The organism is Mycobacterium sp. 3-98 (genome assembly GCF_035918355.1).
Taxonomy (GTDB): Bacteria; Actinomycetota; Actinomycetes; order Mycobacteriales; family Mycobacteriaceae; genus Mycobacterium; species Mycobacterium intracellulare.
In genome coordinates this window covers 2,924,283-2,949,728 of record NZ_CP142360.1, presented here as the reverse complement: position 1 = coordinate 2,949,728, position 25,446 = coordinate 2,924,283, and the positions used below count along the sequence as shown (strand labels likewise).

General features: G+C 69.1%; 23 protein-coding genes. 4 read left to right on the top strand and 19 right to left on the bottom strand.

The window, feature by feature from the left end; genetic code table 11:
• Positions 1-22: 22 nt before the first annotated feature.
• On the top strand, positions 23-1,048 hold the full coding sequence (locus QGN30_RS14015; RefSeq protein ID WP_026071372.1) for an NAD(P)H-dependent flavin oxidoreductase: 1,026 nt from the start codon (positions 23-25) through the stop codon (positions 1,046-1,048).
• 3 nt (positions 1,049-1,051) lie between these two features.
• Here the strand turns inward: QGN30_RS14015 and QGN30_RS14010 are convergent, their stop codons facing one another.
• From QGN30_RS14010 to QGN30_RS13970, 9 genes are all read right to left on the bottom strand, one after another.
• Positions 1,052-1,873: a class I SAM-dependent methyltransferase gene (locus QGN30_RS14010; protein ID WP_026071371.1), complete on the bottom strand. Its 822-nt coding sequence runs from the start codon at positions 1,871-1,873 to the stop codon at positions 1,052-1,054.
• Positions 1,870-2,340, bottom strand: coding sequence for a GbsR/MarR family transcriptional regulator (locus QGN30_RS14005; RefSeq protein ID WP_248923112.1), 471 nt, complete (start codon positions 2,338-2,340; stop codon positions 1,870-1,872). Before QGN30_RS14005 ends, QGN30_RS14010 begins: the two co-directional genes overlap by 4 nt.
• Positions 2,341-2,442: 102 nt before the next feature.
• Positions 2,443-3,711: an amidohydrolase family protein gene (locus tag QGN30_RS14000; RefSeq protein WP_014382683.1), complete on the bottom strand. Its 1,269-nt coding sequence runs from the start codon at positions 3,709-3,711 to the stop codon at positions 2,443-2,445.
• 19 nt (positions 3,712-3,730) lie between these two features.
• Positions 3,731-4,504 carry a class II aldolase/adducin family protein gene (locus tag QGN30_RS13995; protein ID WP_044059215.1) on the bottom strand — a complete coding sequence of 258 codons (774 nt, stop codon included), beginning with the start codon at positions 4,502-4,504 and terminating at the stop codon, positions 3,731-3,733.
• Positions 4,491-6,104 carry a class I adenylate-forming enzyme family protein gene (locus QGN30_RS13990; RefSeq protein ID WP_009952380.1) on the bottom strand — a complete coding sequence of 538 codons (1,614 nt, stop codon included), beginning with the start codon at positions 6,102-6,104 and terminating at the stop codon, positions 4,491-4,493. Before QGN30_RS13990 ends, QGN30_RS13995 begins: the two co-directional genes overlap by 14 nt.
• Positions 6,105-6,544: 440 nt before the next feature.
• The gene (locus QGN30_RS13985; protein WP_009952378.1) at positions 6,545-7,075 is read right to left on the bottom strand and encodes a hypothetical protein; all 531 of its coding nucleotides are present in this window, start codon (positions 7,073-7,075) and stop codon (positions 6,545-6,547) included.
• The gene (locus QGN30_RS13980; protein ID WP_009952376.1) at positions 7,068-8,345 is read right to left on the bottom strand and encodes a molybdopterin-dependent oxidoreductase; all 1,278 of its coding nucleotides are present in this window, start codon (positions 8,343-8,345) and stop codon (positions 7,068-7,070) included. Before QGN30_RS13980 ends, QGN30_RS13985 begins: the two co-directional genes overlap by 8 nt.
• 78 nt (positions 8,346-8,423) lie before the next feature.
• Positions 8,424-9,827 (bottom strand): fatty acid desaturase family protein, encoded by a 1,404-nt coding sequence (locus QGN30_RS13975; protein WP_009952375.1) that lies wholly within the window; start codon positions 9,825-9,827, stop codon positions 8,424-8,426.
• A 16-nt stretch (positions 9,828-9,843) separates the two neighbouring features.
• A complete protein-coding gene (locus QGN30_RS13970) occupies positions 9,844-10,941 on the bottom strand; it encodes a ferredoxin reductase (protein WP_014380241.1) in 1,098 nt (365 codons plus the stop codon).
• A 149-nt stretch (positions 10,942-11,090) separates the two neighbouring features.
• Between QGN30_RS13970 and QGN30_RS13965 the strand changes: the two genes are divergently transcribed.
• Positions 11,091-11,978 (top strand): DMT family transporter, encoded by an 888-nt coding sequence (locus QGN30_RS13965; RefSeq protein ID WP_009952373.1) that lies wholly within the window; start codon positions 11,091-11,093, stop codon positions 11,976-11,978.
• Position 11,979: 1 nt separating this feature from the next.
• Here QGN30_RS13965 and fadD1 read toward each other — a convergent pair whose 3' ends face one another.
• The 8 genes from fadD1 to QGN30_RS13925 are packed head-to-tail and all read right to left on the bottom strand — an operon-like array spanning position 11,980 to position 20,114.
• Positions 11,980-13,599: a fatty-acid--CoA ligase FadD1 gene (gene fadD1 / locus QGN30_RS13960; RefSeq protein ID WP_009952372.1), complete on the bottom strand. Its 1,620-nt coding sequence runs from the start codon at positions 13,597-13,599 to the stop codon at positions 11,980-11,982.
• 21 nt (positions 13,600-13,620) lie between these two features.
• The gene (locus QGN30_RS13955) at positions 13,621-15,216 is read right to left on the bottom strand and encodes a flavin-containing monooxygenase (protein WP_038536485.1); all 1,596 of its coding nucleotides are present in this window, start codon (positions 15,214-15,216) and stop codon (positions 13,621-13,623) included.
• Positions 15,213-15,623 (bottom strand): Zn-ribbon domain-containing OB-fold protein, encoded by a 411-nt coding sequence (locus tag QGN30_RS13950; RefSeq protein ID WP_009952370.1) that lies wholly within the window; start codon positions 15,621-15,623, stop codon positions 15,213-15,215. Before QGN30_RS13950 ends, QGN30_RS13955 begins: the two co-directional genes overlap by 4 nt.
• A gap of 2 nt (positions 15,624-15,625) precedes the next feature.
• A complete protein-coding gene (locus tag QGN30_RS13945; RefSeq protein ID WP_009952369.1) occupies positions 15,626-16,828 on the bottom strand; it encodes a thiolase family protein in 1,203 nt (400 codons plus the stop codon).
• On the bottom strand, positions 16,825-17,280 hold the full coding sequence (locus QGN30_RS13940) for a MaoC/PaaZ C-terminal domain-containing protein (protein WP_009952367.1): 456 nt from the start codon (positions 17,278-17,280) through the stop codon (positions 16,825-16,827). The genes QGN30_RS13945 and QGN30_RS13940 overlap by 4 nt, the downstream gene beginning before the upstream one ends.
• A 7-nt stretch (positions 17,281-17,287) precedes the next feature.
• Complete coding sequence (locus QGN30_RS13935) at positions 17,288-17,788, bottom strand: MaoC family dehydratase (RefSeq protein WP_038536487.1); 501 nt, start codon at positions 17,786-17,788, stop codon at positions 17,288-17,290.
• Complete coding sequence (locus QGN30_RS13930) at positions 17,781-18,914, bottom strand: acyl-CoA dehydrogenase family protein (RefSeq protein ID WP_009952365.1); 1,134 nt, start codon at positions 18,912-18,914, stop codon at positions 17,781-17,783. Before QGN30_RS13930 ends, QGN30_RS13935 begins: the two co-directional genes overlap by 8 nt.
• 21 nt (positions 18,915-18,935) lie before the next feature.
• Positions 18,936-20,114, bottom strand: coding sequence for an acyl-CoA dehydrogenase family protein (locus QGN30_RS13925; protein ID WP_009952364.1), 1,179 nt, complete (start codon positions 20,112-20,114; stop codon positions 18,936-18,938).
• Between the two features lie 253 nt (positions 20,115-20,367).
• On the opposite strand from QGN30_RS13925, the gene QGN30_RS13920 reads away from it, so the two are divergent.
• Positions 20,368-20,532, top strand: a complete 165-nt coding sequence (locus QGN30_RS13920; RefSeq protein ID WP_008257199.1) for a hypothetical protein — start codon at positions 20,368-20,370, stop codon at positions 20,530-20,532.
• Between the two features lie 11 nt (positions 20,533-20,543).
• On the opposite strand, the gene QGN30_RS13915 is transcribed toward QGN30_RS13920, so the two are convergent.
• Both QGN30_RS13915 and QGN30_RS13910 read right to left on the bottom strand, forming a co-directional pair.
• Positions 20,544-23,240, bottom strand: coding sequence for an FHA domain-containing protein (locus QGN30_RS13915; RefSeq protein ID WP_162130886.1), 2,697 nt, complete (start codon positions 23,238-23,240; stop codon positions 20,544-20,546).
• Positions 23,241-23,343: 103 nt separating this feature from the next.
• Positions 23,344-24,342 (bottom strand): alpha/beta hydrolase, encoded by a 999-nt coding sequence (locus tag QGN30_RS13910; RefSeq protein ID WP_193375152.1) that lies wholly within the window; start codon positions 24,340-24,342, stop codon positions 23,344-23,346.
• Between the two features lie 251 nt (positions 24,343-24,593).
• Between QGN30_RS13910 and QGN30_RS13905 the strand changes: the two genes are divergently transcribed.
• On the top strand, positions 24,594-25,439 hold the full coding sequence (locus QGN30_RS13905) for an SDR family NAD(P)-dependent oxidoreductase (RefSeq protein WP_009954242.1): 846 nt from the start codon (positions 24,594-24,596) through the stop codon (positions 25,437-25,439).
• Positions 25,440-25,446 lie beyond the last annotated feature (7 nt).

Genomic DNA, 25,446 nt, shown 5'->3' with positions numbered 1-25,446 from the left:
TTGCGGCCGATATTGTCGAGGCATGGAGATGTTGGCGCAGTTCGGGATGTCCATACCGCTGGTTGCGGCCCCCATGTCGGGCGGACCGACCACCCCGGCCATGGTGTCGGCCGCCACCCGTGCGGGGGCCCTGGGCATGCTGGCCGCCGGCTACAAGACCGTGGAGGCCGTCGAAGCCGAGATCAAAGCCCTTCGCGCCGAAGGGATCCCATTCGGCGTCAACGTGTTCGCGCCGAACCCGGTGCCGGTCGATCCGCGGCGTTACCGGGAGTACGCGGCGATCATCCAGGCCGAGGCCGACCAGTTCGGCCTGACGCTGCCGTCCGAGCCCGTCGAGGACAACGACAGCTTCGACGCGAAGATCGAATTGCTGCTCGACGATCCGGTTCCGATGGTGTCGTTCACGTTCGGCATTCCGCCGCGCGACGTGATCGCGGCGCTGCAACGGGCCAAGAGCGTGGTGGTCCAGACGGTCACCACGGCCGAGGAGGCGGAGCAGGCACGCGACGCCGGCGTCGACATGCTCGTGGTGCAGGCGGCGGACGCCGGCGGCCATTCCGGCACCCTGTCGCCGTCGCGGCCGCTGACCCCGGTCCCGATCGTCGACCTCGTCAGCCAGGTCGTGGCGACGGTCCCCCTGCCGGTGCTGGCCACCGGCGGGCTCGCCACGCCGGCCGCGGTGGCCGAGGCGATCCGGGCGGGAGCGGCCGCGGCCGCCGTCGGTACGGTGCTGTTGCGCGCCACCGAAAGCGGCGCGTCGACCACTCATCAGGCGGCGCTGGCCGATCCCGCGTACACCGAGACCGTGCTGACCCGGGCCTTCACCGGCCGGCCGGCCAGGGGCCTGCGCAACGCGTTCATCGACGCCCACGAAGCCGAGGCGCCCCCGGGTTATCCCGCCATCCACCACCTGACCAGCCCGCTGCGCAAGGCGGCCGCCGCGGCGGGAAAGCCGGACTACGTACACCTGTGGGCGGGCACCGGTTTCCGGCAAGCCACCGCCGAGCCCGCGACCGACATTCTGCGCCGGCTGGCATCCGACCTGTGAGGTTCAGTACTCGAAACGATTGAGCACGTCGTAGCCGCGCCCGCCGATCACCCACGTCAGCGCGTAGATCATCCGCACCGCGGCCGACGGGATGTGCTCGTAGCCGGCCAGCGCGGGCGTCTGCTCGAGGAACCGCAGCCGGGGATGCCAGGCCGCAACACGGCGCGCGTCGCGGATGCCCCAGGTGATGATGCCCCTGGTGAAGACCTTGGACAGCAACGGGGCCAGGGCCGACAGCGTATCGAAATGCATTTCACCGCCGGGGAATCGGTCGATCAGGCGCTGCAGCAGCCGCCGGACTTCCTCTTCGTGCAGATACATCAGCAGACCCTCGGCGACGACCAGGGCGGGCCGCCCGGCGGGGACGTCGTCCAGCCACCGCAGCTCGGTCACCGACGAGCCGATCATCCGGTAGCGCTCGGTGTCGTCGTAGAGCTGCCGCCGCAGCCCGATGACGCTGGGCTGGTCAACGTCGAACCAGGAAACCGACGGCGGTAGGTCGAGCCGGAAGGCCCTGCCGTCAAGGCCGCAACCCAGGTGCAGGACAACGACGTCGGGATGGCGGGAGAGGAAATCGGCGCACCAGTCGTCGAACTTCTTGGCGCGCAGCGCGACCAGGTATTGGTTCGAGGCGGGCATGGTGCTCCGGCGCATGCGCTTGAAGTCGTAGCTGATCCGGTCCACCGCGTCCGCGGCGACCGTGTCGCCCAGAATCGGCCGCTTCGAACGGCTTTCGCATGCGCGCAGATACAGTGTGACGAGATTCGTCCATTCCACCGATCCCCAGGCGACCGAGCTGAAATCGACTTTGTCCGTTGCGGTCATCGCTGCTTCCTCTTCGCGCGGTATTCGGTCCACATTTCCATGAGCTGGTCGCGGTAGGCCCGCGTGCAGAACTCGCAGAAATCGCGGAAGTCCTCCACGCGTTGCCGTTGTTCGGTGCGGTCCTCGTCCAGCACCGACAGCGCGAATTCGGCGGGTTCGATCCCCAGCCGCATCAGGGACAGCTGGGTTTCCAGCACGCTGGTGAACCCCCCCGGCGTGACCCGGTAGAGGTGCTGGCGGTTCGGGCTCGGCAACCGCTCGACCATGCCACCTTCGAGCAGTTGCCGGGCGACGGTGCTGATCGACGCCTTGCTCACGCACAACGCGGCGGCCAGCGCGGTCAGCGACTGCTGCGGCGGATCGCAGATCAGCAGCCACCCGTAGACCCGGCCCATGGTGCGGGTGGCGCCCAGCAACTCGAAGAACAGCCCGAGGCGGTCGACGAACTCGGCCTCGTCCGGCGACATACGCTCCATCCCGTTCGTTCAGTACGTACTAAACGTAACTTATACGAAGCGGGACGCTGGCGGAACCCCCCGCCGGTGATCAAGGGGTCTGGGTTGCCGGGCTCAGAACGCCTCGGGGTCGCGCTGCACGGCGGCGGGCACCGGGTGCCGATACAGGCGGGATGCGTTCTCCCAGCTGAACTTCCGGATGACGTCGGACGGCAGGTCGCCGATCTGTTCGTGGATGGCCTGCTGGGTGTGCGGCCACGTCGAGTCGCAATGCGGGTAGTCGGCTTCCAGCATGATGTTGTCGACGCCGATCCGGTCGCGCTGGACGAACGACGACTTGTCCTCGACCGCGCAGAACCAGAAGTTGCGGACCAGCACCTCCGCGGGGGTCAGGCGCTCGCCGAGCGCTTGCCAGGTGCCGTACATCGCGTGATAGCTGAGCATGTGGTCGAGGCGGTCGAGCAGTCCTGCCACCCAACCGATTCCGCCTTCGGACAGACAGATCTTCAGGTCGGGGAACCTGCTGGGCAGCCCCGAGTACAACCAGTCGACCGCCGCGGAGATGGCGTAGGCGAAAAACAGCACGCCCTGCACGTCCGGCGGCGCGTCCGCGGTGGTGGACGGCGACGACCCGGACGATCCGATGTGCAGGTTGACCACGGTGCCGGTCTCGGCGCACGCGGCCATCATCGGATCCCAGTGGTCGGTGTGGATGCTCGGCAGGCCGAGCATCGCCGGATTCTCGCTGAACGTCACGGCGTGAAAGCCGCGGTCGGCGTTCTCGTAGATCATCTTCGCGCCGAGCTCGGGGTCGAGCAGCCACGGCAATTGGCATCCGATGATGCGGTCGGGGTACGAGCCCGCCCAGACGTCGAAATGCCAGTCGTTCCAGGCGCGAACGCAGGCGAGCGCGAGGTCGCGATCGGTGGTCACCTGCTGCAGCCGCTGTCCGGCGAAGCCGGGCAGAAACGAGGGGAAGTTGAGCGAGGCGTAGATCCCGTTGAGGTCCATATCCTTGACGCGCTCGTGGATATCCCATGCGCCCCTGCGCATCTCGTCGAATCGGACGGGTTCGAAGCCGTACTCCGCCACCGGCCGCCCGACCACCGCGTTGAAGCCGACGTTGGGCAGTTCCCGGCCGTCGTACACCCAGGTCTGGCCCCCGGCGTCGGTGTCGACGACTTTGGGCGCACGGTCGGCGAACTTTCGGGGCAGCCGGCCGGCGAAGGTGTCGGGGGGTTCGACGATGTGGTCGTCGACCGAGATGACGGTGTAGCGGCGTCGCGCCCGGGGCGGATCGGGCAGGAAGGTGACCGAACGTTCGGTGCCGGTCTTCGCCGTGGTGAAGTTCAGGTCGGTGGCCAGCTCGTCGATCGATTTCACGCGTCAAACTCCTTGTGGCTCAAGTCAGGACGTCGGGGTCGGCCTTGATCGTCATCCGCGCGGCCCCGGCCCAGTACACGTCGGCGGCCCGTTCGATCAGCGAGCGTTGCATGCCGGCCATGTCCGACCACCGCATGGCCACCGGCTGCTTGCCGGTGAGCATGACGTCGTAGGCCAGCTTGCACACCCGTTCGATCGAGGCCGCGCGGTAGACGGCCTCGGCCAGGTTGCGGCCGGTCGCGATGACGCCGTGGTTGGCCAAGATGGTCAGGTTGGCCCCGCCGATGCGGGCCGCGAGATCCGCGGCGCGAGTGGGGCTGTCGATCTCGCCGTCGTAGGTCTCGACCAGGCACAGGTCGTCGAGGAACAGCGACCCAGTCTGGTGCACCAGCTCCGGCAGCCTGCCCAGCGCGGCGAGCACGCATACGTAGTACGGGTGGTTGTGGATGACCACGCGGGCGTCGTCGCGGACGCGGTGCAGTTCGGTGTGGATGTGGATGGCCGGGGTGACGTCCCAGCGGCCGCGGACCACGCGCGCGTCGGCGTCCACCACGCAGATGTCGGAGGCGCTGACCTCCTGCCACCACAGGCCCCAGGGATTGACGAACATGTTCGTCTGGCCGTCGAGCTGCCAGGTGATGTGTCCGGCCATGTTCTCGGCGAAGCCGATGCCGGCGAGGTGGCGGAACGCGATGGCGAGCGCCTGCTCGTGGGACAGCTCGACGCCGATCGGCGGAACCACTGACGGCGCCCAGACTTCCAGCCCGCCACGGCGTGCATCAGGTGCGTTCATGACCAGCCTCCATCCTGGCTCCAATATCCTCGCGAAGTCGGCCTTTGGCTATCTTTCCGCCCGACGAGCGGGGCAATTCGTCGAGAACGATGAGGCGCTCGGGCAGCAGTTCCTTGGAAACTCCCAGCGCCAGCAGGTGTTCGACGAGCTGGGGAAGGTCGATGGTGGCGGAGCCGGTGAGTTCGGCGTAGAGGCAGACCTTTTCGCCGAACACCGGATCGGGCATGGCGACCGCGGCGGCCACCGCGATGGCGGGGTGGGTGGTCACGGCGTCTTCGACCTGGCTTGCGCTGATGTTCTTGCCGCCACGGACGATGAAGTCGGAGGTGCGCCCGGTGACCCGCAGATAGCCGTCCGCGTCGATTTCACAGATGTCGCCCATGCGCATCCACCCGTCGGGGGTGAACAGCTTGTCGTGGTCGGTGCCGCCGAGGTAACCGAGGCTGGTCGCCGGGCCCCGGCACGCGGGCTGGCCCCGACCCGTGTCGGTCACGTCGCGGTCGCCGTCGAAGAGGCGGACCGACATTTCGGGGATGATGCGGCCCCCGGTGCGCAGCCGCCGTTCGCGGGAGTCGTCGACAGTGGTCGCGCTGAGCATCCCCGTTTCGTTCGAGCCGAAGAACTGCAGGATCTTGGCGCCGGTGAGTTCCTCGAATTCGGCCGCCGGGCGATACGGCAACGCCTCGCCGCCGGTGTAGACGACGCGCAGCGAGCTCAGGTCGCGTTCGCGGCTGGCCGGGTCCGCCATCAGCATGGTCAATTGTGTGCTGACGCAGCATAATACGGTGACCCTGTGCCGGGCGATGGCCTCGCAGGTGGCTTTGGTGGTGAACCGGTCCAGGAGCACCGCGGTGGCGCCGAGGTAGATCGGTGTGGTGTGGCTGGTCCAGAGCCCGAACCCGAACGGCGTGGGTATCACCGGCAAAAAGACGTCGTCCGGCGCCAGCAGCCCATTGGCGACGGCCTTCTGGTGGAAGTAATGCCAACGGTTCTGGGTGTGCACGACACACTTGGGCAGCCCCGTGGTCCCGGAGGTGGAATTGATCAGGAAAACGTCGTCGGGGCCGAGGCGGGCGTCGGTCGTGAGCGCGGTGGGTTTTGCGCCGACGTCCAGGCGAAGGGTCCGGTCCAGCAGCAGCGCCGGCAGCCCGAGTTCATCGGCGACGCCCGCGGCGGCCTCGCGGTGGGGCTCATCGCTGATCAGGGCCTTCGGCTGGGCGCTGCGCAGTATCGCTGTGGCCTCGCGGGTGCCGGCCCGTGCGCCGACGCCGACGACCACCGCCCCGCAGCGTTCGATGGCGACGAACAGGGCGTGGATGGCCGCGGAGTCACGGTGCCATACCGCGACCCGGTCCCCGCGCGTGACGCCGGCACCGGCCAGGGACTGCGCCAAACGTGTTGCGGCGTCGTCGAATTCACGCCATGTCAGCGACGCTTCGGGGTGGTCGACATAGGCGAGGCGGTTTGGGGTTTGCGCGGCGTTGCGGCGCACGGCGTCCGACAGCGTCGTATCGCACCACCAGCCGGCCTCGCGAAACCGGGCCGGGTCCTGTTCGGAGAATGCCGGCGACGACTCGATATCCAGCCCGCCGACGCTCATTCGGTCAATGATAGGAAAGCGACGCGGGGCCCGGTCTCGCTCCCGCCGAGAAACAGCCGGGCTAGGGATTCCTCGGGGCGGGAGTGGAGCGCTGCGTCTTGGCGGGAACATTCGGAGGGTGGGCCCGCGGCTTGTGGCAGTTATGCAGGCACCCGCAATTGAGGCCGATGATGCACCCGTTTCCACCGGTGGGTTGCACGCCGTCGGGATCGCTTTGCGAAACGGGCAGGGGGCTGGACAAAGCTGCTGACGTTGTCGGTCCTGTCGCGCTGCCGGCCGAGGAGCCCAGCGCGAGGACGAACGCGGCCACCCCCGCGCAGAACGTGGCTCCTGTTCTTTCGTTTCGGCTCCCCACGGGGCGCGAGTGTAGTTAGCCGAATGGAGATACACGGGACGCGCGCGCACCCGCAAGGACACTCCAAGGAGTCACCAAGAATCCTCTAAGGCCCGTCGCCGGGGCGTTGATTCGTTGCCCGGGGCGCCATTTCCCGCGCCCGGGTCCGCTGCCGCGCCCTTGCCGTCCGGATGGCATAGGCTGCGGCGCTGACCGCGAACATCGCCGCGGTCAACAACAGCCACCGACCCAGGAATGGGTCCTGGGTCTGGCCGGTCGCCGCCCGGTACGTGGCGCCGCCCTGCCTGATGATGCCGGGAAGGAACACCAGCAGCGTGAGGCCCGCCCCCAGCGCGGGCACCCGGAGATGGTTGAGCACGGGCACGTCGGGACCGGGGCGCGGCGCTCGGCGGGACAGCAGCCGGTCGAGGCCCGCGTAGACCGGGAACAACACCAGATCGTGGGCGACGACGGCCCCGGCGAACCACACGACGATCGACTGCCACCACACGTCGGGGTTCCACAGCGTGGCCGGTTTGACCGTGGCGACCACGTAGCCCAGCACCGCGAATCCGGCGATCATCGTCAGCAGGTGCAGCGGGTGGGACCCGTAGAGCCTCGCGAACGCGTTACGCATGGGCGGCCGTGCGGAAGTCAATGGCGGCCACCCATTTGGTGTTGTGCACGCCGGGCAGCGCGGGCACGATGATGCGCGCGGGAAAGCCGTGGTCCGGCGACAGGTCGGTGCCGTTGACCCGCAGCGCCAGCAGCGCGTCCGGGTGCCGCACCTGGTTGCCCTGCAGGGTGGCGCCGGCGAAGGCGCCGGAGCGTTCCAGCGACGACACGCGCGCCGAATCCGGCGCGGGCACACCGGCGAGGCGGGCGAGTTCGGCCAGCTGCACCCCGCTCCACGTTTGGGTGGTCGACCAGCCCTCCACGCAGGCGATCGGTAACACGGCGGTGTGTTGCGGCATCGCCAGCAGCGCGGCGCGGTCGACGGTCACCGGCCGGGGGCCACCGGTCATCGTTAGCCGCCATCGGTCGGCGGTGTCCAAAGGCGAGATGCCGGCGGCCGCCGCGGTCCGGTTGACCTCGAAGTCATTGGGCCCGTTGCCTCGGCTGCGCCCGCGCGGCAGGAGTAACGCGGCGGGCCGGGCGTACCCGCCGACGGTTTGACCGGCGGTGATGAGCGCGAGGAACAGCGCGCCCCCGCCCACCAGCGCCAGCGCGCCGCGGCGGCTCATCGTCGCGGGGCCGGGGTCGGCGGCGACCAGGGAGTCGGGCTGCCAGGGCTGCGGCTTGGTATCGGCGCGTGCGGTGCGCAGCACCTCCCGCAGCGGCATCGAGCGCAAACCGGACCACATGCGCCGGCTCTTGATCGCCACGTGCACGACGAAGCCGGTGATGAAGACCCAGGCGCCGAAATAGTGGGCGGTATAGAAGCTGAATCCGAAAATGTAGTCGTACTGGATGTTCAGCACGCCGGTGACGATCTCGAACAGGATGCCCCCGACCAACATCAGCAGCGAAACCCGTTCCAGCAGTTGGGCAACCGACCGTGCGGGCGGCACCACGAACAGTCGCGGTATCACCGACCACAGCTTGGCGAGCACCACGGGGATCAACACCAAACCGAGCCCGACGTGGAGTCCCTGGGTCAGCCGGTACAGCCACGACGGATCGGTGGGCCAGTCGAAGGTCGGCAACTTCAGCCAGCCGACGTCGCCCGGGATGGCCTGGCCGAGTCGCGGCCCGTAGGCGATGTAGGACAGCAGGCCGGTGAGGATGACGATCGGCAGCGTCACCAAGAGCACCGAGCCGAATACCGCTGTCAGCCAAGGTCCGCGCAGCGGGCTGCGCCACAGCCGCGCGGGTAGGCCGCTGGCGGTCCGAATGAGATGCACCATCGATCATCATTCACGAGGGGCCGGCGATAGCGGTTCATTTCGCTGATCCTCGCCGAGCGGCGCGAACCGAGGGTGCGGTCAGTCGTTGCCGCGCGGTGGCGGCTGCACCGCGACGCCGCCGGACTCGTGTTCGGGGCCCGCGGCCGGGTGTTCGGCCGGGACACGTTCGCGGAAGCGGGCGCCCTCGCTGGGCCGCTGCATCCCCGGCCGGTCGGTCGGGCTTCGGTACGGTCCTGGTTTGCGCCGCGGCTTCCCACCGGGGAAGGCCAATCGAAAGATGGTGCGGTGCACCATCAACCACTGCTTCGAGAAGCGGCCGGAGTTGTACGGCAGTTCGTAGCGTTCGCAGATGTCTTTGACCTTCGGCGCGATCTCCGAGTAGCGGCTGCTTGGCATGTCGGGATAGAGGTGGTGTTCCACCTGGTAGCCGAGGTTGCCGCTGATGACATGGAACAGCGGGCTGCCTTCGATGTTGGCGGCGCCGACCAGCTGGCGTACATACCACCCGCCGCGCGTCTCGTTCTCGACCTCTTCGGGGGTGAAAGTGTAGGTCTGGTCGGGAAAATGGCCGCAGAAGATGATGGCGTGCGCCCACACATTGCGGATGACGTTGGCCAGCGCGTCGGCGCCCAGGGTCCGCAGATAGGTGCTTTCCACCCCCGGCAAGAGCTTGTCCAGCAGATCCGCCGCCGAGCCCAGGCGACCGCCACCGGCCCTGCGCAGCGCTTTGCCCACCCGCGACCGCGGGGGCTGATCGAGCCTGCCGCGTGCGGCCAGCTGAACGAGCGCGAAGGCGCCGGCGCTGATCAACGGCCAGCCGAGGTAGTCCTTGATGATCTGCGCGCGCGCCTTTCCGCTGATGCCGCGCAGGTCCTTGCGCACCTCCGACCAGGGCTTCTCGCGGCGCCGGATGGCCTCGATGTCCATGTCGTGGATCGCCACACCCCACTCGAACAGCAGCGTCAGCAACAGGTTCGAGATCGGCTGGAACAGGTACCGCGGGGCCCACTTCTGCGCGGGATCGATGCGCAGGAGTTCGTAGCCGAGGTCTTTGTCTTTGCCGAGGATGTTGGTGTAGGTGTGGTGGATGTAGTTGTGGGAATGCTTCCACGCCTCGGCGGTCGAGGCGGTGTCCCAATCCCACACGGAGGAATGGATATCGGGATCGTTCATCCAATCCCATTGGCCGTGCATCACATTGTGGCCGATCTCCATGTTCTCGAGGATCTTGGCCATTCCCAGGCAGGCGGTTCCCAGGATCCACGCGGTTTTCGAACGCGATCCCAGCAGCAGGATGCGGCCGGCCACCACGATCTGTCGCTGTACCGAAATGACCGTCTTGATGTAGCGCCGATCCCGCTCGCCCAGATCGGCGAACACCTCGTCATGGATCGCATCGAGTTCCTTGGCGAGTTTTTCGAGCTCTTGTTCGCTCAGACGCTCAAGGGGGCTTTTCATCGTCTTTTCCGCGACGGAGGTCACCGGCCGCTCCTTTCGATCACAGTGCGAGTTTCACGTCGCCTTCGGCGGTGTTGATGCAGATTCGGACGTCCTGTTCGGTGGGCTCGATGACGTCACCCGAGCGCAGGTCACGCAGCTTGCCCGACTTCAGGGTCCCGACGCAGGTGTGGCAGATGCCGATTCGGCAGCCGTGGGCCAGATTGAGGCCGGCCTTCTCCCCCGCCTCCAAGATCGAGGTGCCGCCGTCACATTCGACGGACTTCTCACTGTCGAGAAAGCACACCGTGCCGCCCTCTCCGGCGTTGGCGTCGCCACCGATCTTGGGCTGGAACCGTTCGAAGTGCAGTCGTTCGCGGTCGGCGTTGCCTTCCCAGTGCTCGATCAGCGCGTCGAGCATGTCGCCGGGACCCGAGCTGAACGTCTCGCGTTCGCGCCAGTCCGGGCAGGCGTCATCCAGGTCGTCCGGCTTGAGCCTGCCCCGCTCGGAGGTCAGGCGCAGATCCAGCCGCATGCCGGGGTGCCGGCGGTCGAGGTCTTCGAGGACGGACAGGAACATCACCTGCTCGCGGGTCCGCGCGGAGTGGATGACCACGACGTCACCGAACGCGTCGCGATGGTCGAGGCTGCGCAGCATGCTGATCACCGGGGTGATGCCGCTCCCGGCGCTGATGAACAGCAGTTTGGGCGGCAGCGGTTCGGGCAGGGTGAAGACGCCTTCGATCTCGCCGAGCCGGACCAAGTCCCCGGGCTGGATCCGTTGCACCAGATACGGCGACACCACACCCCCGTCCACCTTCTTGGGCGTCACGCTGATCAGCCCGTCTTCGGGCACCGGATCCGACGTGAGCGAATACGCGCGCCAGTGGTAGACCCCGTCGATGACGACGCCGAGCCGCACGTACTGCCCGGGCTGGTGACCAGGCCATTCATAGCCCGGCCTGATCAGGACGCTGGCCGCTTCCGAGCCCTGCGGCTCGACACGCTCGACCTTTCCGCGCAGCTCCTTGGTGGTCCACAGCGGATTGATCATCTCCAGGTAGTCGTCGGGCTGTAGCGGGCTGAACAATCGCCGCACCGCGCGCAGGAACAGCCGACGCCCGCGTGGGACGTGGGGCCGGGCACCGCGTTCAGCCATAACAACGGAGTACACAGTTGTACACCGACTCAAACCGCCAATCTGAAACTGCTTGGGACACATGGTTACACATATGCAAAATGCGCATATCGGCATCGCTTATCCGTTCACCATTCGGTGTTGGGCGGGGTCGGCGCCCCGCGCGGCTAGTGTCGGTGGGTGTGTTGATCGGCTTTCTGCTCGCGTTGGGCTGCTCGCTCTGTTACGGCACCGCGACCGTGTTGCAAGCGGCGGGGACGCGATCGGTGGAAGCGGGCAGCGGCTCGGGCGTCGACGCCGTGCTGCTGCTGCGGGCCGTCAGGCAGTGGCGCTACCTGGTCGGGATCGGCCTCGACGTCGTCGGGTTTCTCCTTCAGGTGGCCGCGCTGCGGCTGGTTCCGATCTACGTCGTCGCCGCGGCGTTGGCCGCCTCGATCGCCGTCACCGGGGTCGTCGCCGCGTGGGTGTTGTCGGCCCGGCTGTCGCCGGTCGAGTGGTGCGCCGTCGGCGTGGTCTGCGCCAGCCTCGTCGCCCTCGCAGTGGCCGCCGGGCCCGGGCACTTTCGACACGCCCCGGCCGGGCTCGGCTGGGCGCTCCTGGGCGTGGTGGCCGCGGTACTGATCGCCGGTTTCGCCGCCGGGCGTCTGCCCGACCGCGCGCGAGCGCTCGCGTTGGGGCTGGGTGCCGGGACGGGCTTCGGCGTCGTCGAGGTCGGTGTGCGCCTGATCGACGTGATCGATCCGACCACGCGGTCGTTCTACGCCAACCCCGCCCTGTACGCGGCGGCCGCGGGTGGCGCCGCCGGATTTCTGTTGCTCACCTCGGCTCTGCATCGCGGATCCGTGACCACGGCGGTCGCGGGCATGGTCGTCGGCGAAACCCTCGCCCCGGCGTTCGTGGGGGTGGCGTGGTTGGGTGACACGGCGCGCGACGGGCTCGGTGGGCTGGTGATCGCGGGATTCGCCGTCGCGGTGGCGGCGACGTTGGTGCTGGCGCGGTTCGGGGAAGCGCCGGTGCCCAGCGAGGCCGGTGGGGCCGACGCTGTCTCGGGCCGCTGATTCAGGCGCCGGCGATGGTGGATGCCGAACGGCCGTCGGCGTTTTCGTCGGCCGCAGCGTAGGTGGTGCCGCGGGCGGGCCGCGTCCACAACACACCGCCCTCGGCGCTGGGGCCCGCGGCGATGAGCGCGCGCTTGAGGATCTTGTTGGTCGCGGTCGCGGGCAGCTGGTCGTTGATGCGCACGTAGCGCGGCCACGCCTTGGGTGACAGATCGGGTTGCGACGCCAGGAATCTCCCGAAATCGTCCGGCGTCAGTTCCGCCCCGGCGCGCGGCACGATCGCGGCCATCACCTGGTCGCCGACCTGGTCGTCGGGCGCGGCGTAGACGGCGACCTGGCTGATGCCGGGCATCCGCGCCAGGATCCGCTCGATCGGTGCGGCGGCCAAGTTCTCGCCGTCCACCCGCATCCAATCGGAGGTCCGCCCGGCCAGGTAGATCCAGCCGTCGGCGTCCCGGTAGGCCAGATCGCCCGACCAGTACATGCCGTGGCGCATGCGCTCGGCCGTGGCGCCGGGATCGTTGTAGTAGCCGGCGAACGGTCCCGCGCCCTGGGTGTTGACGAGTTCGCCGACGGCCTCATCGAAGTTGGTCAGCGCCCCGTGCGCGTCGAACGTCGCGACGTCACATTCGGTCAGTGTCGTCGAGTTGTAGATGCTCACCCCGGGGTAAGGCTTGCCGATGGAACCGGGCGGGGTGCCGTCTTCTCGGACCACGATCACCGCGAACTCGCTGGATCCGAAGCTGTCCACCACCCGGCAACCGAAACGCCTTGCGAATTCGGCGATATCGCGATCGGTCGCCTCGTTGCCGAAGGCCACCCGCAGGGTGTTCTCGGCGTCGTCGGGACGCTCCGGGGTGGACAGGATCAACGCCAGGGGCTTGCCGACGTAGTTCAGGTAGGTCACGCGGAAGCGGCGCACGTCCTCGAGGAACCGCGACGGCGAAAACTTGGCGGGGACCATGGTGGCGCCGCAGCCGATGGCCACCGCCCACCCCGCGGCGACGCCGTTCGAATGAAACAGCGGCATCGCCAGGTAACACACGTCGGCGGCGGTGACGTCGTACTGGAAGATCAGGCTGGCGCCGCACATGATGGCCAACCCGTGCGCGAACCGGACCACCTTGGGGTCACCGCTCGTCCCCGAGGTGAAGATCATCATGAGCGTGTCGGCGGCGGCGACCTCGCGGTGCGGGGTCAGCGGTGGCGCCGCGGTCACCGCCTCGGCGTAACTCGTCCCGTCCACGTCGAAAACCTGAATTCCGTTGAGATCCAGGCCCTCCAGCAGGGGCAGGTGATCGCGGTCGACCAGCAGGATCTGGCAGTCCGAGCGCCGGATGTCGGCGAGCAGCGCGGGTCCGCGGCGGGTCGTGTTGAGGCCGCACAGCACGTAGCCGCCCAGCGCGGCCGCGGCCATCGCCCGCAGCATGGCCGGTGAATTGCCCAGTGCGGCACCGACATGCAGCGGCCGGGTGGGGTCGGCGCGCGAGATCAGGGCAGCCGCTTCGGCCTCGGCTTCGGCGAGGTGCTCGCGCCAGGTCCACGTCTTCTCGCCGTGGGCGATCGCGGGGGTGTCCTCGTGCCTGCGCTGCCGCAACAGCTGCTGAACCGTCTCCGGCACCGTCTCACTTCCTCCGTGCTGTCATCGGGTCGTCATCACCAACCCGGCATAGTCGCGGGCCGCCACGTCATCGCAGTGCCGACGGTAGGTACCAAACCCGCCGATGTAGGGCATGAAGACTCGCTTCTTGCCCTCGATGTTGGCGCCCAGGTACCACGACGATGCCGCCCGGGGGAACAGCGTCTGCTCGGCCGCTTCGGCCACCTGCTCGGTCCAGGCGACGGCGGCGTCACGGCTCGGTTCGACCTCGCTGACGCCGCGCCGCCGCGCGGCCCGCACCAGCTCGATGACCCAGTCGACCTGAACCTCGGCGTGCAGCACCATGTTCGCCAACACCGACGGGCTGCCCGGCCCGCTGATCGTGAACAGGTTCGGCAGGCCCGGCACCATCAGGCCGAGGAAGGTGAGGGGGCCATCGGACCAGATTTCGCGCAGCCGCTCCCCCCGCGGCCCGCGCGGGTTGATCCGCGTCAACGCGCCTGTCATGGCGTCGAACCCGGTCGCGAACACCAGCACATCGCAGGGGTACGTCGCCGCGGGGGTCCGCACGGCGTCGGCGGTGATCGCCTCGATGGGCTCGCGGCGCAGGTTCACCAGCCGCACGTTGTCGCGGTTGAAGGTGGCGTAGTAGCCGTCGTCGGTGCAGATCCGTTTGGTTCCGATCGGGTGGTCCACCGGGATCAGGTCGGCTGCGACCGCGGGATCGGCGACGATTTCCCGGATCCGCTCCTCAGCGAACTTCCTGGCGACCTCGTTGGCCGACGCGTTGCGGGTCTGGTCGGGGAAGGTCTTCGCGAAAAGAACCCCGCCCTCGCGCCAACGCTCCCACAACGCCGCTGCCCGCTCCTCGGGGTCGGTGTCGACGGCGTTCTTGTGGTAGCTGCCGTGCGGCGTGCCCGCCGACGCGTAGGCCGAGGCGCGGCGCCGCTCGGGGTATTGCTCCTGGATCTGCCGCTGTTCGTCGGCCGACCACGGCCGGTTGGGCATCGGGATGGTGTAGTTCGCGGATCGCTGGAATACGACCAGGTTTTCGGCCTGCGAAGCGATGATCGGCGCAACCTGGATCCCCGATGATCCCGTGCCGATGAGCCCCACCCGCTTGCCGCGCAGATCGGGATCCTCGCGCGGCCAGGCGGCGGTGAAATACACCTCTCCCGAAAAGTCTTGCACGCCCGGGATATCGGGCCGGTTGAGTGCCGACAGGCACCCGGTGGCGCACAGGAGGAACTGCGCCGCATGGCTTTGTCCGGTCGCGGTGTCGACCTGCCAATGCCCACCCTCGAAGGCCGCGCCGACGACGTCGACGCCGAACCGGTAGTGGCGGCGCAGGTCGAAGCGGTCGGCGACGTGCCGAAGGTAGGCCAGGATCTCCGGTTGGGCGGCGAAGCGTTCGCTCCACTGCCATTCGCGCTGCAGCTCCTCGTCGAAAGAGTAGGAGTAGTCCACACTTTCGACGTCACAACGTGCGCCCGGATAGCGGTTCCAGTACCAGGTGCCGCCCACGTCGGGCGCCGCCTCGAGCGCCGTCACCGACAGCCCCGCCGAGGCGGCTCGGTGCACGGCGTACAGCCCGGCGAACCCGGCACCGATGACGATGACGTCGCTCATTTCGGTCATGCGGGCCGATACCTCAGTAACGTGACTCCGTCTTCGAGATCGCAGAACACCGGCTCCACCCGCATCCCGATCCGGACGTCGCCGGGATCGACGTCGACCAGCTCGGTGCTGAATTTCGGCCCGGCGTCCCACTGCACCACCGCGAGCAGCTGCGGCAGCGCGTCGGCCCACGGCGGGCCGGTGGGCCGGCGGGCGATCGTGAAGGTGTACAGCGTTGCGGCGCCGTCGATCTCACGCCATTCCAAATCGTCGGCCAGGGTCCCCGGGGCCAGCGTGCGCGGGTAGAACACGTGCCGCCGAAGCGACGGCGAGTACTGCACCAGGATCCGGTGCTGCGCCAGGCCGTCCCAGAACGGCCGGGACACCGGTGTGGGCTCGGGGACGAGCGCATCGTCGCGGCGGGCCATCGCTAATCCCCCCGCAGGAGCAGCGCGACCTGCTCGCTCATGATGCCGCCGTTGCCGGTCACGAACGCGGTGTGACAGTCGGGCACCTGCGCGTCGCCGGCACGTCCCATGACCTGCCGCGCTCCGTCGACCACGTGGTGCATGCCGCCGGCCATTCCGGCCTGACCGAAGGACAGTTGCCCGCCGGCGGTGTTGAGCGGGAACTCCCCGCGATGGGTCAAATCGTGTTCGTTGATCCACGACATGCCTTTGCCTTTCGCGCAGAATCCGGCGTCTTCCAGGCTCATCAGCACCGTGATGGTGTAGCAATCGTAGATCGAGGCGACGTCGACGTCGGACCGGGACAGCCCGGCCATTGCGAACGCCCGCTCGGCGGCGCGGGCGATGGGTGTGGACAGCAGGTCCTCGGCGTAGGTGGGGGTCTTGAAGGCGATGTGTTCGCCGAACCCCTTGATCCAGACCGGGCGGTGGCGGGCTCGGCGCGCGATGTCGGCGTTGGCGATCAACACCGCCGCTCCCCCGTGCACGCGCATCACCGTTTCCAGCATGTGGATGGGGTCGGCGATCATCGGGCTGTCCAGCACGTCCTTCACCGTGATGGGGGTGCCGTGGAAGACGGCACCGGGGTGGGCGCACGCGTTGGTGCGTTGGTCGACGGCGATCTTGGCGACCGCGGCGGGGTCGTAACCGTATTCGGCCGCGTACCGCTGGGCGATCTGCGCGTAGGGCGCGTTTTGGCCCACGTTGCCGTAGGGGATCTCGAACTCGGCCTGCGGCGAGCCGTAGTTGCCCGAGGACGCCCCATACCAATTCGGCTCCGGCGCGGGCCGCCGTTCGGACCGGGGCACGGCCGCGGAGCCGGGTACCACGGCCAGGGCGGCCTCGCAGACGCCGAGTTCGACGGCCGCCGCGGCCCGCCACACCATGCCGGCCGAGGTGGCCCCGCCCAAGTCGACCCGCTCACCGAAATCCAGTGCCAGGCCCAGGTATTCGCACAGGGTGGCCGGGGCGAACATGGCCGACTCGGCGATGCCGTGGGTCAGCAGGCCGTTGACACAGCCCGGATCGACACCGGCGTCCTCGATCACCATCTTCGCCAGCAGCGCGTACTGGTCGAGGGTGAACATCGCGGGGCCGGTGGGGCGCCGTTCGGCCGGCAGCTCGGCGATGCCGACGATCGCGGCCTCTCCCCGCAGCCCGCTCATGCCCGGCTCCCCCGCAGCGGCAGCGCGACGCCGGCGGTGCCCGGCATCAGCACCGTGTCGCCGCGCCGGCCGGCGATGTCCAGATCCACCAGGCCGTAGCCCTCAAAATCATTGCCGCCCGGGCGTTTGCCGGTGACCTCGCCACCGAAACTGAGCGCCTCACCGGGATAGGCGATCGCCCGGTTCTGCACCGAGAACGTCACCAGCCTGCCCCGCCCGCCGATCCAGTCCCCGAGGGCGCGGGCCAGCAGCGCCGCCTGCAGCGGACCGTGCACCAGCACGTTGTCGTATCCCTCGGTGTCGCGGGCCCACTCCTTGTCGTAGTGGATCCGGTGACCGTTGTATGTGGCGGCCGAAAAGAAGAACATCTGGGTTTCGTCGACGGTCACCGTCAGCGTGGGGATGTGATCGCCGACGGCGATGTCTTCATAGAACACTTGCTGGTCGGCCACGATGCTCCTAGGGGCGGGCGATCATCGACGTCGACGCTTCGGCCAGCAGGTCGCGATCCTGGTTGCGGTACACCGTGTGCCAGGTGACGAGGACGAATCTGCCGGAGCGGCCTCGCTTTTCGACGATCGACTCGATGGTGCGGACCATTTCGATTTCGTCGCGGTGGTAGGCCGGCAGGTGAAAGGTGAAGCTCTCCCCGCCGGCCATCCGCTTGGGGGCGCGGGGAAACGCGAGGCTGCCGGAGACCGCGCCGGAGGATCCGTCGGGGCGCAGCGACTCCAGCCGCGACACCCCGAGGACCGCGTACTGCAGGTACAGCGGCGGGCAGATGATGTCGCGAAAGCCGTTGGCGCGGGCGTACTCCGGATCGAAATACAACGGGTTGTCCTCGCCGACCGCGGCCGCCCACCGTTGCCAATCGCGCCGGTTCACCTCACCGGTCGCCGAGGCGGCGACCGTGCCCACCCTCGACGCCGACTCGGCGTCGATCAAGCTGTCCTCACTCACCGGCGCTCCCTTCTCCCATGGTCTCCTGAAGCCACGACGCCGCGACGTCGGTGCCGCCGCCGAGCGTCGCACCGAGGCGGGCCCGCTCGCTCCACAAATGCAGGTCCGTCTCGGTGACATAGCCCATCCCGCCGTGCAGCTGATGGGCGTCGAGCGTGATCAGCCGGGCCGCGGTTGCCGCGTGCATGCGGGCGATGGCGGTCTCCCTGCTCGCGGTGCGGCCGCGCCCCAGCCAGAACACCGCCGCGTGCGCCGCCAATCGCGCGGCCGCCAGGGCGATGTGCATGTCGGCGATCAGATGCTGGGCCGCCTGAAACGAGGCGATGGGCCGGCCGAACTGGTGACGCAGCTTGGTGTAGTCGACGGTGCGGTCCAGCACGGCCTGGCCGACCCCGACCAGGTCGAGTGATCCCAGCGCCACCGCGGTGTTGGCCAGCCGGCGCAATCCCGGCACGGTGACGCCGTCGAGCACGGCGTCACCGGCCACGACCGTGCCGTCGAAGCGCACGGTGAACGCCCGGTGCCCGCCGACCATGTCGAGCGGCTCGACGGTCACACCGGCGCCGTGCGCGTCGACGAGGAAGACCAGCGGGCGTTCGGCTCCGTCCCGCGACGAGGCGGCCGAGACCACGATGAGATCGGCGACGTCGGCGTCGGCGACGTAATCCGCGGTTCCGTTGAGCCGCCACCGATTCGGATCGGGATCGGCGCGCAGCGCAGGGGCGACGAGCGCGGCGTCGCGGGCGTTCCAGACGGCGGTGGTGGCGCGGAGGCTGCCGCACGCGAGCGGGGGCAGCCAAGCGGCCTTGGCCTCCGGGGAGCCGAGCTGGTCGACGGCGAGGGCGGCGTGCACGGTGCTGTGCACGGTCGTCGGGCACAGCGCGCGGCCGGCTTCGGTGAAGAACACGGCCAGGTCGTCGAGTGAGCCACCGGCGCCGCCGTACTCCTCGGCGACGGCCAGCCCGAATACCCCCGAGTCGGCCACCGCCTTCCACAGCGACGGCGTGCGCCGGTCCGTGCCCGGCTCGTCGAGGGCGCGCACCAGGCTGACCGGGTTCTCGGCGGCCAGCAGGGCGCGTAGCGCCGCGGCGAACTCCCGCTGCTCGGCGGACGGGATCGTCTTCATCGGTGGTGTGCGAGGTTTCCGTCAGCGTCCATAGGAGGGCATCCCGTGCCCGCGCTGGGCGATGATGTCGCGAAGCACCTCGTTGGTGCCCCCGCCGAAGCGCATCAGCGGGGCGGCCCGGTAGAGCCGCTCGAATTTGCCGGCCAGCGGGGCCTGTTCGCTGCGATGCGCCAACAGGCCGTCCGGGCCGAGGAGATCGAGCGCCAGGGCGGCGATGCGCTGGCGCAGCTCGCTGGTGAACACCTTCTCGACGCTTACCTCGACGGTCGGAATGACGCCGCTGTCGAGGATCGAGGCCGCCTCGTAGCCCATCAGCGTGGCCACCGCGACGTCGGCTTCGGCCTGCGTCAGCCGGCGGCGAAGCGACGGGTCGTCGGCGGGCACCGTCCCGTCGCGGCGCGGACTGCGCGAAAGTTCGTGCAATTCCTCGACGGCGCGGCGCAGGTCTCCGGCGTTGGTCAGCGCGCCGCGCTCGAGGTCGAGCGCGCCGGTGATGTAGGTCCAGCCGCGGTTGACCTCGCCGACGAGGTTGGTGGCCGGCACCCGCACGTCGCGGAATGCCACCTCGTTGGTGCGGTAGCCCGACCACGCGTAGAGCGGGCGGATCTCGACGCCGGGGCTGTCGATCGGCACGATGATGACCGAGATGCCGCGGTGGCGTGCGGTCGTCGGATCGGTACGGACGCAGAGCCATTCGTGCGTGGCCCGCTGCGCGCCGCTGTTCCAGATCTTGGTCCCGTTGATCACCCATTCCTCGCCGTCGCGGGTCGCGGTGGTCCGCAGGCTCGCCAGGTCGGTCCCGGCCTCGGGCTCGGAATAGCCGACCGCGCAGATCATTTCGCCCCGGGCGATCGGGGGCAGCCACTCGCTCTTGTTCCGCTCGGTGCCGTGACGCATGATCATCGGCGCCACCGACGTGACGGTCAGGTCGGGTCCGGGCACGCCCCAGTACTCGAATTCGCTCATCAACAGGTGCAGGTGAATGGCGCCCAGACCCAGCCCCCCGTACTCGCGCGGCCAGTTCAGCCCGAACCAGCCCTTGGCGCCGATCTCGCGGCGGAACCGCGCCACCTCGCCGTCGAGAATCTCCAAGTCGTGCGCGGCCAGCTCGGCGCGCAATGCGGGGGTGACATTCTCGTGCAGAAATTGGCGGACCTCGGCCAGCCAGGCGCGCTGCCCGGCGTCGAGTTCGAAATCCATTCCGGCGCCTATGCCTTTCTCGGAGCGTCGATGCCGTTACACCGAGCAGCGCCAGCGTAACGCCGCCGCGAGTTCGCGCGTGGCATTCTGCCGCGCATCGGTCGCGAACGGCGGGGGTCGCACTGTAAAACCGCTGTCAAACTCCCGTTAAAACCCGTCGACGCTCTGGCGGATTCGGCCGCGGGCTGCGAAGATTTTCGGATCGGTTGGTCAACGCGGACCAGGCCCTCTGCCCCAGCCCGAGGGAGAAATCATGCCCACTGTTGAGACGCGCCTCCGCGAGGACTTGCGCAACTACGCCGTCGAATTGAGACAACTGGCGTACACCCTTCCCCTGGGCGTAGGCGAGCACAATCTTCTGCAACTGTCCGATCGGATGCGCGCCGCGGCCGACCAAGTGGTCCGCAAGGGCGCCTGACGCGCGAGCGATCAGCCGCCCTTGAGGCGGATCTTCCAGCGCACGAAACCCAGATAGACGGCGCTGATGAGCGCCAGCATGCCGACGTCGAACCACCACCTGGCCGGCGTGTGCTGCCAGTGCGAGTCCTTCGGGGTCAGCGGCCCGGGCACCAGCTTGGTCAGGTCGGCGGTGGACGCCGACGCCGCGAATCCCCACCGGGCGGGCGTGGCCCAGGCCATCTGATCCAGCCCCACCCGGCCGGTCACCGGGATCATCCCGCCGGAGAACACCAGCTGTGACATGACGGCCACCACCAGCAGGGGCATGATCTGCTCGTTGGACTTGGCGACGGCCGACAGCGCGAGCCCCAGCATGGCGGAGGCCACGCACGTCAGCGCGACGTCGACGAACAACTCGAGGCCGGGCTTGCCCAACGCCACCGCGCCCTGGGTCGGCGCGCCCTTGCCGAGCACCGCGATGATGGTCACGATCGCCGACTGAACGATCGCGAAGACCGTGTACACGCACACCTTGGCCAGCAGGTACGCCGACGTCGACAGGCCAACCGCCTGCTCGCGCAGGAAGATCGCGCGTTCCCCGATGAGGTCGCGGATGGTCAGCGCGGTACCCATGAACACCGCGCCGACGTTCAGCAGCACCAGGATCTGACCCGGCTCGTTGGGCGCGGCGCCCATCGGGTTCGGGATGCCGAAGCCGACATCGCCGGGCACCGACATCGACAGCGAACCCATGATGAACGGCAGCAGCGCCAGGAACACGAAATAGCCGCGATCCGAGACGATTAGCCGCATCTGGCGCCGGGCGATGGTGGAGAACTGCCGGAACAGGCTGGTGTGTGAGGGGTCGCCGAGTTCGGCGGGTTTCTCCGCCGGCGGCGGCGCCGGGGGCGGGCCCGTCCGCGCCAGGTAGCGCTCCCGGGAGCCGTCGGGGTCGTTGGCGACGGTGCTGAAGATGTCGGCCCAGTTGGTGGTGCCCATGGCGGGACCGATCTGGCCGGGCGGCCCGCAGAACGCCGTCTTGCCGCCGGGGGCGAGCAGCAAAACCTGATCGCAGACGTCGAGGTAGGTCAGCGAGTGGGTGACGACGAGCACCACCCGGCCGGCGTCGGCCAGCTGCCGCAGCATGGTCATCACCTGCCGGTCCAGCGCCGGATCCAGGCCCGACGTCGGCTCGTCGAGGATCAGCAGCGACGGCCCGGTGAGCAACTCCAGCGCCACCGAAGCGCGCTTGCGCTGGCCGCCGGAGAGCTTGTCGACCCGCGTGTGCAGGTGCTGGGTCATCTCGAGTTCCTCGAGTACCCGGGCCACCACCTGGGCGCGGTCGTCCTTGGTGGTGTCCGGCGGCAGGCGCAGCTCGGCCGCGTACATCAACGCCTGCTGCACGGTCAGCTGGCCGTGCACGACGTCGTCCTGCGGCACCATCCCGATCCGGCTGCGCAACGAGGCGTACTCGGCGTGGACGTTGTGGCCCTCGAACGCCACCGTGCCGGTGCTCGGGTGCGTGTACCCGGCGACCAGCCGGGCGAACGTCGATTTGCCGGCGCCGGACGGCCCGATGATCGCGGTCAGCGTCCCGGGCAGGGCGGTCAGCGAGATGTTGTCCAGCAACGTCTTGTTGTTCTCGATCGTCCACGTCACCCCGCGCACGTCGAGGCCGCCGGTGCGCGTCGCGGTCGCGGTCTGGTCGCGGCGGGCCAGGGTGCCGCCGGCGAAGACCAGGTCGATGTTGCCGATCGTGACGACGTCACCGTCGTGCAGCACGGCCGAATCGACGCGGGCGCCATTGACGAAGGTGCCGTTGATGCTGCGGTTGTCATGGATCTCGGTGCCACCGGGCGCCGGGATCAGCGTGGCGTGGTGGCGTGACGCCAGGACCTCGGGGATGACGATGTCGTTGTCGTTGGCGCGGCCGATCGTGATCGCGCCCGGCGTGGACTCCAGCCCGGCCCTGCCCGGCCGCAGGATCTTCATCATCGACGTGGCGATGTTCGACGAGTCGCCACCGATGCGGCCCGTCTGGGACGCCGCCGGCTGCGCGGTGGTGGGCGGGGCCGCGTGCACCGCCGACGGCGCCCGGTAGATCTGCGGCGCGGGCTGGGACGCGCTGGGCGGCGCGGCCAGGGGGCCGCTGGTCGGGAAGCGGGTCTGCGGCCCCGACGGATGGCTCGGGGTCGGGCCGCTGGGCGGCTGGCTCGCGAGGGGTCCGCTCGGTGAGTGGCTGGGCTGCGTGGTGGTGGGCGGATGCGCCGGGTGGCGGAACGAGGCAGACGCCGGCTGCTGAGGCTGGACGGAAGTTTGCGTGCCGCTCGGGCTCTGCGGCGCTCCCACGAGGGGCGCGCCGGGCGTGCTGACGATGGGTATCGACGTCGTCAGCGGCGGCCGCCCGGCCGAACCCTGGTGGCGACCGACCTCGAAGGTCAGCGCCGGGCCGTCGGGATTGCCGACGTTGACGCGCATGCCGTCCTGGATGTCGATGACCGGGACGCGGCGATTGTTCGCGTACAGACCGTTGAGGCTGCCGTTGTCGACGGCGACCCATCGGCCCTGGTCGTACCGCACGATCAGATGGGTGCGGGAGATCAGGGGGTGGGCGACGCGGACGTCCGCGCGAAGGTCACGCCCGATCACGACGTCATTGCCTGCCGCGAAGGTGCGCTCGGCTCCCTCGTACCGCACGGTCAGCGCAGGCGGGGCTGGTGGGCTCATCAGGACCAACTGTAACGGCAGCGCCGCGAGTTGGGCACCCGGCGCAACGGAATACGGCCGCCGGCCGTCGAATCAGCCTGCAGCACAATTACTTTCGTCGTCCTCAACCGGCCGCGGCGGCGCTGCGCAGGCGGCGCACGTTCCGGACCTTACTCCGGACCGCGTCCCCGGCGGGGGTGACGTCCTTGACGAAATCGCCGAGGTATTTGATGGCGCGCCTGCCCTCCGGCAAGATGTCGGCGGCCAACGGGAAGTCGTGGATCTGCCCGTCCCACAGGTGCAGATCGCATCGGACCCCGCTGGCTTCCAGGCGCTTCGCCATCAGTTCCGCGTCGGCGAGCAACAATTCGTCCGAGCTCGCGTGAATGGTCACCGGTGGCAACGACGACAGGTCGGCATCCACGGGCGAGGCGACCGTGGACTCGCCCCGGCCCTCCGCCGCCCGGGCGTCGCCGAGGTACTTAGCGAACCGCGAGAACGCGCTGCGGGTGAACATCGAGCACTTGCGGGCGTTGCGGTGCTTGAGTTTTCGTGCCGGGTCCGTGTCCGTGAACGGCGAGATGGTCGCGACCCCGGCCGGCTCCATGATGTCCTCGCCGATCGCCGACAGCGTGGTCATGAACGCCAGGTATCCGCCGGCCGAGTCGCCGGCCACGACGACCCGGTCGCCGTCGTAGCCGCGGTCCTGCAGCCACCGCAGGCCGCTGATCCCATCGTCGATGGCGTCGGTGATCTGATGTGCGGGCAACTTCCGGTAGGCGACGGCGAGCACGGCGGCGTCGGCCTCCTTGGACAGGCGGGTCACCATCGAGCGGTGCGTGTTGAGGCCGCAGGTGAGGAACGCGCCGCCGTGCAGGTACAGGATCGCCCGGTCCCCCGAGACGCCGGGAGCGCGAACCCACTCCGCGGCGCAGTGCTCGAGACGCACCGGTTCGGTGCTCGCCGCGGAGCCGAGACGGGGAAACATCCCGGCAAAACTGTCGACGTACTCCAGCGGCCAGTGCAGGTTGGGCGTCATGGCCCAGGCGCGGACCGCGTTCTTCACGATCAACCGGCTGGCGAGCGAGACGGCGACCGACTGGGGGCTATGCCGATGGTGCATGCGCCGCGTCGTCGCCACGCTCGGCAGTATGCGGGCCGGATCGATTGTGCTCACTGTGTCATCAACTCCTAAGTGGACACCGGGTACCCGGCTTACCGGTGGATCCAGCGCGCAGCAAACGTCGCGTAGGTCACTGTTTGCCGCCGGCAGAGATGGGTACCACCCGTTGATCGCGATCGCCGATGTCGCGCGGCCGGAATGGGGCCGGACCGGCTGTGGCCGGGGCCGCCGCGTGGCCCAAGATATGAGCGATGACACACGCAGAGCATCCGGGCCCGTTGCTGGCCGACCGGGTCGCGGTCGTGACCGGCGGCGGGGGCGGCATCGGCGCGGCCACCGCGCGGCTTTTCGCCCGCCACGGCGCGCACGTCGTGATCGCCGATATCGACGGCGAGCTGGGCGGCGCGACCGCCGACGCGATCACGGCGGCCGGCGGATCCGCGCGGGCGGTCGTCACCGACGTCCGGGCGCCGGACCAGGTCACCGGCGTGGCCCGGACGGTGCTGGACGAGCACGGGCGGGTCGACGTGCTGGTCAACAACGTGGGCCACTGGCTGCGCCACCCCGGAAACTTCGTCGACACCGACCCGGGGCTCTGGGATGAGCTCTACCGGATCAACCTCCACCACGTCTTCCTGCTCACCCGGGCGTTCCTGCCCGCCATGGTGGACCGGCACGCCGGTGCGATCGTGAACGTCTCGTCGGTCGAGGGGCTGCGCGGCTACCCGGAGGATCCGGTGTATGCCGCGTTCAAGGCGGGCCTGATCGGCTTCACCCGCAGCCTCGCCGTGCAGGTGGGCAACCACGGCGTGCGGGTCAACGCGATCGCCCCCGACGTCACCGAGTCCCTTCAAGTGCCCTACTCGCAATGGCTATCGCCCGAGGAGCACACCCAATGGCCGCGGTGGGTGCCGGTCGGGCGGATGGGCCAGCCCGAGGATCAGGCCCGCGTGATCCTGTTTCTGGCCTCGGACCTGTCGTCGTTCGTCACGGGCCACACCATCGCGACCGATGGCGGAACGGGCGCGGCCGGCGGATGGTTCCGCTCGTCACGCCGGCCGGGCCGCGAGTGGACGAATCGGCCGGTCGACCCCTGAGACTCCT

What these genes read in the sequence shown, in the direction of transcription:
- QGN30_RS14015 (WP_026071372.1), top strand. Translation starts at nt 23, where the DNA reads ATGGAGATGTTGGCGCAGTTCGGGATGTCCATACCGCTGGTTGCGGCC.
- QGN30_RS14010 (WP_026071371.1), bottom strand. Translation starts at nt 1,873, where the DNA reads ATGACCGCAACGGACAAAGTCGATTTCAGCTCGGTCGCCTGGGGATCG.
- QGN30_RS14005 (WP_248923112.1), bottom strand. Translation starts at nt 2,340, where the DNA reads ATGTCGCCGGACGAGGCCGAGTTCGTCGACCGCCTCGGGCTGTTCTTC.
- QGN30_RS13995 (WP_044059215.1), bottom strand. Translation starts at nt 4,504, where the DNA reads ATGAACGCACCTGATGCACGCCGTGGCGGGCTGGAAGTCTGGGCGCCG.
- QGN30_RS13990 (WP_009952380.1), bottom strand. Translation starts at nt 6,104, where the DNA reads ATGAGCGTCGGCGGGCTGGATATCGAGTCGTCGCCGGCATTCTCCGAA.
- QGN30_RS13985 (WP_009952378.1), bottom strand. Translation starts at nt 7,075, where the DNA reads ATGCGTAACGCGTTCGCGAGGCTCTACGGGTCCCACCCGCTGCACCTG.
- QGN30_RS13980 (WP_009952376.1), bottom strand. Translation starts at nt 8,345, where the DNA reads ATGGTGCATCTCATTCGGACCGCCAGCGGCCTACCCGCGCGGCTGTGG.
- QGN30_RS13970 (WP_014380241.1), bottom strand. Translation starts at nt 10,941, where the DNA reads ATGGCTGAACGCGGTGCCCGGCCCCACGTCCCACGCGGGCGTCGGCTG.
- QGN30_RS13955 (WP_038536485.1), bottom strand. Translation starts at nt 15,216, where the DNA reads ATGACCGAAATGAGCGACGTCATCGTCATCGGTGCCGGGTTCGCCGGG.
- QGN30_RS13950 (WP_009952370.1), bottom strand. Translation starts at nt 15,623, where the DNA reads ATGGCCCGCCGCGACGATGCGCTCGTCCCCGAGCCCACACCGGTGTCC.
- QGN30_RS13945 (WP_009952369.1), bottom strand. Translation starts at nt 16,828, where the DNA reads ATGAGCGGGCTGCGGGGAGAGGCCGCGATCGTCGGCATCGCCGAGCTG.
- QGN30_RS13930 (WP_009952365.1), bottom strand. Translation starts at nt 18,914, where the DNA reads ATGAAGACGATCCCGTCCGCCGAGCAGCGGGAGTTCGCCGCGGCGCTA.
- QGN30_RS13925 (WP_009952364.1), bottom strand. Translation starts at nt 20,114, where the DNA reads ATGGATTTCGAACTCGACGCCGGGCAGCGCGCCTGGCTGGCCGAGGTC.
- QGN30_RS13920 (WP_008257199.1), top strand. Translation starts at nt 20,368, where the DNA reads ATGCCCACTGTTGAGACGCGCCTCCGCGAGGACTTGCGCAACTACGCC.
- QGN30_RS13915 (WP_162130886.1), bottom strand. Translation starts at nt 23,240, where the DNA reads ATGAGCCCACCAGCCCCGCCTGCGCTGACCGTGCGGTACGAGGGAGCC.
- QGN30_RS13910 (WP_193375152.1), bottom strand. Translation starts at nt 24,342, where the DNA reads ATGCACCATCGGCATAGCCCCCAGTCGGTCGCCGTCTCGCTCGCCAGC.
- QGN30_RS13905 (WP_009954242.1), top strand. Translation starts at nt 24,594, where the DNA reads ATGACACACGCAGAGCATCCGGGCCCGTTGCTGGCCGACCGGGTCGCG.